Consider the following 1,669-nt stretch of genomic DNA (forward strand, 5'->3'; position numbering starts at 1 on the left):
GCTTTTTTAATGAATTAAAATATAACAACAAATTTTTGTTGGGTGTTGATCGTGGTAGTTTGTTTTTGGTTGAAAAAGGCTTGACTCCAGATGACAAAAAATTTGACAGTTTCGTAATTTTATGACAATATATTTGAACTTAATAAATAATATTAAAATATTATTGTGATCTGACTTAATGCAAAAAAATTACGCTCTGTAGACTTTATATCATACATATGATTTTATCATATTATATTGCTTTATTAGTATATTTAATATATAATGTACGTAAAACATAAAGGAGGATGATGTAAAATGCCGGTAACTTTAGGTATTGATAACAAGTTAAAAGAGGAAACAAAGTCTAATTTGGAAAAAATGGGATTAGACATGACTACAGCTACTAAGATGTATTTTATATATATAAATCAACACGGAAAATTACCTTTTACTCCAAGTGTTGGTAGAAGTGAATTGGATAAAGCATTAGAACAAGTTAAAAATCATGAATATGCAGGTGAATATGATTCTTTAGAAGATTTTAGAAAGGATCTCTATTCACTGGATGAGAATTAAATTTACGCCTTTATACAAAAAATCCCTAAAAAAATTAAAAAAGAAGCACTATAACCTTCAATTATTAGACGAATGCGTAACTGCAATAGTAACTAGAGATAAAAAATTATTAAAAAAACATAAAGCACATAAGTTAACTAACTATTATGAACTACATATTCAAAATGACTGGCTTCTAGAATATACTTTTGATAAAAATACTGGAGAATTGATCTTGATCTTGATTGATACCGGTAATCATGACGACTTAAAAAGAAAAAAATATTAAGGAAAGGATTGCATTGATACATGAAAAGGTTAAATGATCTGCACAACCCGACTATAAACTATAATGTTGCTTACGATGAAGAGACTGGCGTAGAATATATTGTTCTATCCTATGGTCCGAGCATATCTATTACTCCACGCCTTGACAAATTTGGTAAACCTTTAAATTATTTTGATGTTAATCAATAAATATATATTTTATTCTAATAAATATATATTTTATTCTATATGTTATATTGCTTTGATATTATTAAAATAATGCTAAACTATTACAATTATCTTGCTTAGCGTAATATAAAAAGTATTATAATTCTAACTACGTTGAATAGCATCAAAAAACAGCCTAGATGGACTGCTTTATCAAATAGCTAATTTAGCACACTTACCAAAAGTTTCCATAAAGGATACCTATAACAGAATAAAGCCTAAAAAGCTGCATAGTATAAAGCTTTTTAGGCTTTTTCTTTGTACAAAAATCCTATCCTTATACCTTTTGTATAATATTAATATCTAGATAAAGATAATATAACTATATTATTGCAATAGTATGCTTTTAAAAAATCAATCAGATTTAAATATGATTATAATATTATTTATATGCTGTGATCATAATATGATATTATCATTTTTTGTCATAAGCAAATAGTATCTTTATAGTTATAAAGCTTAGCATGGACATGAAGATTAAATCTTTATAATTTTTCATCAACCGATATATAAACAAATGAAAGCTTATGATAGGATGTGATAGGACAGAATACACAAATATTTAATATTTGTGTATATTAAAAGTAATAAAATGTTAAGCCAAGATAAGAAATTTTAAGAAACTGTCAAATTTTTT

The 1,669-nt window shown here is 25.5% G+C and carries 3 protein-coding genes; all 3 read left to right on the top strand.

What is annotated here, in order from left to right:
• The first annotated feature begins 297 nt into the window (after window positions 1–297).
• Genes ACNDLV_RS08190 through ACNDLV_RS08200 form a run of 3 tightly spaced genes read left to right on the top strand, consistent with a single transcriptional unit; the run spans window position 298 to window position 1,014 of the window.
• Window positions 298–558 carry a type II toxin-antitoxin system RelB/DinJ family antitoxin gene (locus ACNDLV_RS08190; protein WP_006585524.1) on the top strand — a complete coding sequence of 87 codons (261 nt, stop codon included), beginning with the start codon at window positions 298–300 and terminating at the stop codon, window positions 556–558.
• Window positions 548–826, top strand: coding sequence for a type II toxin-antitoxin system mRNA interferase toxin, RelE/StbE family (locus tag ACNDLV_RS08195; RefSeq protein ID WP_006587563.1), 279 nt, complete (start codon window positions 548–550; stop codon window positions 824–826). The genes ACNDLV_RS08190 and ACNDLV_RS08195 overlap by 11 nt, the downstream gene beginning before the upstream one ends.
• A 20-nt stretch (window positions 827–846) precedes the next feature.
• Window positions 847–1,014 (top strand): DUF6440 family protein, encoded by a 168-nt coding sequence (locus ACNDLV_RS08200; RefSeq protein ID WP_006585526.1) that lies wholly within the window; start codon window positions 847–849, stop codon window positions 1,012–1,014.
• The last annotated feature ends 655 nt before the right edge of the window (window positions 1,015–1,669 follow it).

It is taken from the genome of Lactobacillus fornicalis (assembly GCF_055362665.1).